The sequence below is a fragment of the Burkholderia sp. GW821-FHT14F03 genome (genome assembly GCF_058803765.1).
Genome location: NZ_JBXAPG010000039.1, coordinates 73132 through 79254, shown reverse-complemented (window position 1 = coordinate 79254; position 6123 = coordinate 73132). Strand labels below are relative to the sequence as shown.

The 6123-nt window shown below is 72.2% G+C and carries 3 protein-coding genes; all 3 read left to right on the top strand.

Annotated features, from left to right (window positions below; translation table 11 throughout):
* Positions 1-3907, top strand: a 3907-nt coding sequence (locus AC1RQF_RS24400) for a translocation/assembly module TamB domain-containing protein (protein ID WP_492873146.1), incomplete at its 5' end; no start/stop codon positions are given.
* 154 nt (positions 3908-4061) lie between these two features.
* Positions 4062-4817 (top strand): hypothetical protein, encoded by a 756-nt coding sequence (locus tag AC1RQF_RS24395; RefSeq protein ID WP_492873145.1) that lies wholly within the window; start codon positions 4062-4064, stop codon positions 4815-4817.
* Positions 4817-5833: a methyltransferase gene (locus AC1RQF_RS24390; protein ID WP_492873144.1), complete on the top strand. Its 1017-nt coding sequence runs from the start codon at positions 4817-4819 to the stop codon at positions 5831-5833. The genes AC1RQF_RS24395 and AC1RQF_RS24390 overlap by 1 nt, the downstream gene beginning before the upstream one ends.
* Positions 5834-6123 lie beyond the last annotated feature (290 nt).

Here is a 6123-nt window from a genome sequence, read left to right as displayed (position 1 = left end):
GCCGCTGCGCGCGCTCGCGCGGACGCTCGGCGTGCTGGCGCTGCTGGCCGCGCTGCTGGCGGGCGCGCTCGTCGCGGCCGTGGCGACCGAGCGCGGCACGCGCATCGCGTGGCAGGCCGCGGTGAAGCTGCTCGGCGGCCGTCTCGCGGGCACGCTCGAGGGCGGCTCGCTCGCGCACGGCGTGCGTCTGTCCGGGTTCGCGTGGACCAGCCCCGACGGCGCCGGCACCGAGGTCCGGATCGACCGCGTGAGCGGGCGCTGGGCGCTCACGCGCGCGCCGCTGCGTCTCACGATCGACACGCTGCGCGCGGGCGCGATCGACGTGCGGATCCCGCCGTCGCCGCCGTCGCCGACGACCCTGCCGGAGGATCTGCGCCTGCCGCTGCAGCTGACGGTGCGCGACCTGCGCTTCGACACGCTGTCGATCCACGAAGGCGGCTCCACCACCGAACTGGCCGGGCTCGTGTTCAGCGGTCGCAGCGACGGCCGTCATCACGACGCGACGCTCGAACGGCTCGACACGCCGTTCGGCGCGCTGAGCGCGCGCGCGCGGCTCGACGGCGTGAGGCCGTTCGCGATCGCCGGCGACGCGGCCTACACGGGCAAGTTCGCCGACGAGCCGGTCAACGCGCAGGCCCGGGTGTCCGGCTCGCTTGCCGCGCTGGTGGCCGAGCTGGACGCCTCGGGCATGAAGCTGAACGGGCGCGCCCAGGTCGAGGCCGCGCCGTTCTCCGACGTGCCGCTCACGCGCGCGACGCTCGCGTTCGATCACGTGAACCCACAGGCCTTCGCGCCGGGCGCGCCGCACGCCGATCTCGCGGTGCGTGCGCAGCTCGCGCCGGCGCCGGCGGATCCGCGCCATCCGGGCGCGTTCGTCGTCACCGGGCCGGTGTCGATCGTCAACGCGAAGCCGGGCCCGCTCGGCGACAACCTGCTGCCGGTGCTCGACGCGCGCGCCGACGCGCGGCTCGACGCGCACGCGCAGCGCATCGACGGCCTTGCCCTGCGCCTGCTGCGCGGCGGCAGCGTGACGGGCGGCGGCGCGCTCGCGGGCGGGCGCGGGCGCTTCGACCTGAAGGTCGCCGACCTCGACCTGAACGCGTTCGTCGCCGCGCTGCGGCCGATGAAGCTCGGCGGGCCGGTCGGCGTGACGCTCGCGGAGGGCGGACAGACCATCGCGTTCGATCTCAGCGATCCGAAGCTCGCGCTCGGCGCGAAGGCGAAGGTCGCGCTCGAACCGCGCCAGATCGCGATCAGCGAGGCGCGCGTGACGGCGGGCAAGGGCCGCGTCGATCTCGCGGGCACCCTCAAGCACGACGCGCGCAGCAGCTACGACCTGAAGGCGACGCTCACCGACTTCGATCCGCTCGCGTTGACGGCGGCGGGCACGCGGCCGGGGGCGGGCGGCCCGCGCGCGGGCACGGCGCGCGTCAACGGCACGCTCGCGGCGAGCGGCGCGCTCGAACCGGGCTTCACGGCGCGCGCGCAGTTCAAGCTCGGCGACAGCGTGTACGACCGCCTGCCGCTGACGGGCCAGGGCACCTTGCAGATGGCGGGCGCGCGGATCCTGCCGAGCAACGTGAACCTGTCGATCGCGGGCAACCAGGTGGATCTGCAAGGCAGCTTCGGCGCGGCCGGCGACCGGCTGCGCTTCGCGGTCGACGCGCCGCAGCTCGACCGGCTCGGCTTCGGGCTCGCCGGGCTGCTGCAGGCGAACGGCGACCTGACGGGCTCGTTCGCGCATCCGAACGTGAGCTCGGCGTTCAAGGCGAGCGGCGTCGCGTTCGGCGAGAACCGCATCGGCAGCGCGCAGGGGCAGGCGGAGATCCGCGACGGCGCGCACGGCGCGCTCGTCTTCAACGCGCAGGCGGCCGATCTCGCGCTCGGCGCGGTGCGGCTCAGGAGCGCGTCCGCGAACCTGAACGGCACGCGCGCGAAGCACACCTTCGAGGCCGCCGCGCTCGGCGCCGCGGACGGCCGCGTGATCAACCTGAGCGTCGCGGCGGCGGGCGGGCTGGTCGAGACGCGCGAGGGACCGCGCTGGGACGGCACCGTGACGCGGCTCGCGAATCGCGGCACGCCGTCGGTGTCGCTCGACGCGCCGCTCACCGTGTCGGCGGGCGCGGGCCGCGTGCTGCTCGGCGCGGCGCGGCTCGGCATCGAGGGCGCGCAGCTCGATCTGAAATCGTTCGCGCTCGATCACGGCAAGCTGCGTTCGGCGGGCGCGATCTCGAACCTGTCGGTCGCGCGCGCGCTGACGATACGCGAGGAACTGACGGGCGCGCGCACCCCGCTGCGCACCGACCTGGTGCTCGACGGCGACTGGGATTTCGCGCTCGCCGACACCGCGAGCGGCTATCTGCAGATCAAGCGCCGCAGCGGCGACGTGACGCTCGAATCGGGGCGCGGCGTCGCCTCGCTCGGCATCACCGACATCACGGCGCGCGCCGCGTTCGGCGCGGGCAACCGGCTCAACGCGACGGTGCGCGCGCAGGCGAACCGGATCGGTACGCTCGACGCCTCGCTCGCGGTGCCGTTCACGCTGCGCGACGGCGTGCTCGCGCCCGCCGCCGACGCGCCGCTGTCCGGGCGCATCGACGTCGACGTGCCCGCGCTCAAGACCACGGGCGGCCTGTTCGGCCCGAGCTACCTGCTCGACGGGCACGCGGCGCTCAAGCTCACGCTGGGCGGCACGCCGGCGAAGCCGAGCCTGTCGGGGATGCTGACGGGCGACGGCCTGTCGGCGACGATGGTCGACCAGGGCGTGCAGCTCAAGGACGGCGTCGTGCGCGTGAAGCTCACCGAGAACCTGGTCGAGTTCCAGCAGGTCGAGTTCCACGGCGGGCAGGGCACGCTGCGCATGCTCGGCCGCGTGCGCCTCGACGGCAACGAGCCGGACCTCGCCGCGAGCATCGTCGCGGACAAGCTCGAACTGTTCGCCGCGCCCGACCGCAAGCTGTCGCTGTCGGGCAAGGCGACGGTCGAGAACGACGGCGCGCGCGGCGGAGTCGCGATCAACGGCAAGTTCACCGTCGACCGCGCGCTGTTCGACCTGCCCGAGGAATCGGCGCCGCATCTGTCGGACGACGTCGTGATCGTGCGGCCGGACGGCACCGTGCGCGGCGAGACGCGCACCGGCACCGCGATCGCCAAGCCGGCGCCGGCCGCCGACAAGCCCGCCCCGTCGCTCGCGCCGCGCGCGAACGTCGACATCGATCTCGGCAGCGACTTCCGTTTCAAGGGACATGGCGCGGATCTCGGCCTGCGCGGCACGATCACCGTGATGAGCGCGCCGGGCGTGCCGCTGCGCGCGGTCGGCAACGTGCGCGTGACGGAAGGCTCGACCTACACCTCGTTCGGCCGCAAGCTCGCGATCGAGAACGGCTTCTTCACGTTCAACGGGCCGGTGTCGAACCCCGGCATCAACATCCTCGCGATGCGCCGCAACCAGGAGGTGGAGGCCGGCGTGCAGGTGACGGGCACGGTGCAGGCGCCGGTCGCGAAACTCGTCTCGGAGCCCAACGTCGCCGACAACGAGAAGCTGTCGTGGCTGCTGTTCGGCCACGGCACCGACCAGGGCAACAACCTGGGCCAGCAGAACACCATGACCACCGCGCTCGCGCTGCTCGGCAGCGCGACCGGCAAGCGCGTCGCGCAGACCTTCGGGCTCGACGAGTTCTCGATCGGCCGCAGCGAGGTCGGCCTCACCGATCCGCAGGTCGTGATGGTGTCGAAGGCGATCAACGAGCGCTTCGTGCTCGGCTACGAGCAGGGCCTGCAGTCGGCCAGCAACGCGTTCAAGGCGACGCTCAACCTGACCCGTTTCTGGTCGGTGTCGGCGTACACCGGCACGTTCCAGGGTGTCGACCTCAACTACACGCGGCGTTTCGATCGCTGGTGGTGGTAGCGGCTTGACATTCGATCAGCCCATCCTAGATTGAGGACACCGCCCGGCATTTCATCGGCGGATACAGACGAACGCATGATGCATTGCGCCGCCAACGGGGTTGGCGCGCCGGCCTGCGCGCTGCGAGTTTGCCTGTCCTGACGGGAGGCAACGGATGGACGCGGTTTTTGCTCATATCGCGCGACACCAGCGCGCGTACGCTGCGCTGCCGTTGTTCGAGCGGCTGCGCGACGACGGCCTGCCGGCGCGGGCGAGGCTCGGCTTCATGCCCTGCCTGGCCTTCTTCGTGATGGCTTTCGCCGACCTGAACCGTTACGTGCTGCGCCGCGAGCCGCCGCGCGACCCGTACGATGCGCGCGTCAACGCGCACACCCGCGAGGACGATCATCATTGGGTCTGGTTCCTCGAAGATCTCGATACGCTCGGCTGGAACGCGGCGACCACCACCACCGACGCGCTGCGCGCGCTCTGGCGCGACGACACGTACCGCAGCCGGATCCTGATGTACGAGTTGTGCGCGATGCTCGGCGGGGCGAACAGCGTCGAGCGCTACGCGATCGTCGAAGCGATCGAGGCGACCGGCCACGTGCTCTTCGCGCTGACGACGCGCGCGGCCGAGGTATGGCAGGCGGCGACGGGCCGGCCGTTGCGTTACATGGGCGCCGACCATTTCGCCCTCGAGAACGGCCATCTGCAGCGCGATGACGGCACCGTTGCACTGGAGCGGATCGCGTTGTCGGACGACGTCAGGCAACGATGCGTGGTGTTCGTCGACCGGGTGTTCGACGTGTTTGCCGCCTGGACCGAGGAGGCCGAGCGGTTCGTCGGGCGCACCGCCGCGGAGCAGGGCGCGCGGCAGGGCTCGCCGATGATGGAGCGCGTGGCGCTCGCGACGCACGGGAGGGCATGATGCGCGCGACCTCGGTGCGTCAGGACGACGCCGCGCTGTTCGACGTGATGCTGGGTCTCTACGCCTTTCCCGCGCTGTTGCTCGCGCATCGGTTCGGTTTGTTCCGCCGGCTCGCCGAGGGCGCCTGCACGCTCGCGGAGTTGGGCGATGCGTTGTCGCTCGCGCGGCGGCCGGCGGAGGCGCTCGCGAACGTGGCGGTCGCGCTGGGCTTCGCGCGCCGCGCCGCGAACCGGTTCGCGCTGACGCCGCTCGGCGCGGATTATCTGATCGAATCGAGCCCGACCTACTGGGGCGCGATGTGGGACCTGATGGCCGACCACGCCGGCAATTTCACGCTCGCGGGGCTGGAGGCGGCACTGCGTCGCGACGCGCCGCGCGCCTACGACACCGACGACATCTTCAGCACGCACGAGCGCCGGGCCGAGCTGGGCCTGCGCTTCACGCGCGCGATGCACAGCGCGGGCGGGGCGCACGCGCAGGCATGGCCGACGCGGCTCGACCTGTCCGCGCATCGCGTGATGCTCGACGTCGGCGGCGGCTCGGGCGTGCACCTGCATGGCGCGCTGGCCGCATGGCCGGCGCTGCGCGGCGTGCTGTTCGATCTGGGCGGGGTGTGCGAGATCCACGGCGAGTTCGTCGACGACGAGGTGCTGCGCGCGCGGATCACGCTGCATCCGGGCGACATGTGGACCGACCCGTATCCGCCGGCGGACCTGCATTTCTATTCGAACATCCTTCACGACTGGTCGCCGGCGCAGGGCGCATGGCTCGCCCGCAAGAGCTTCGACGCGTTGCCGAGCGGCGGACGCATCGCGCTGCACGAGATGCTGCTGCGCGACGACAAGAGCGGGCCGCTCGCGGCGGCGGGCTACAGCGTGGTGATGATCGCGTGGACGGAAGGCGAGCAATACACCTCGGCGGCGCTGTCCGCGATGCTGGCCGAGGTCGGCTTCGTCGGGATTCGGACCGTGCCGACCTGCGGGTACTACAGCATCGTGACCGGCGTGAAGGCTTGAACGTCCGACCGCCTGACATCCCGAATGCCGACGACAGAGGGCCGCGCAAGGCGGCCCTCTGTCGGCCGTTTCCTTCCTTCGCCTGCCCCCACCGTACTGGAACGGCCTGAAGCTCGCCACCAACGGCTGGTACGCGCTGCCGCGGATCGAGCCGTACTTCATGGAGCGGGTCGAGGTGCTGAAGGGGCCGATCTCCGTGCTGTACGGGCTTCGCTTCCCGTGGTGCGGGACTGCGGGACTGCGGGACTGCGGGACTGCGCGACTGCGCGACTGCGCGACTGCGGGACTGC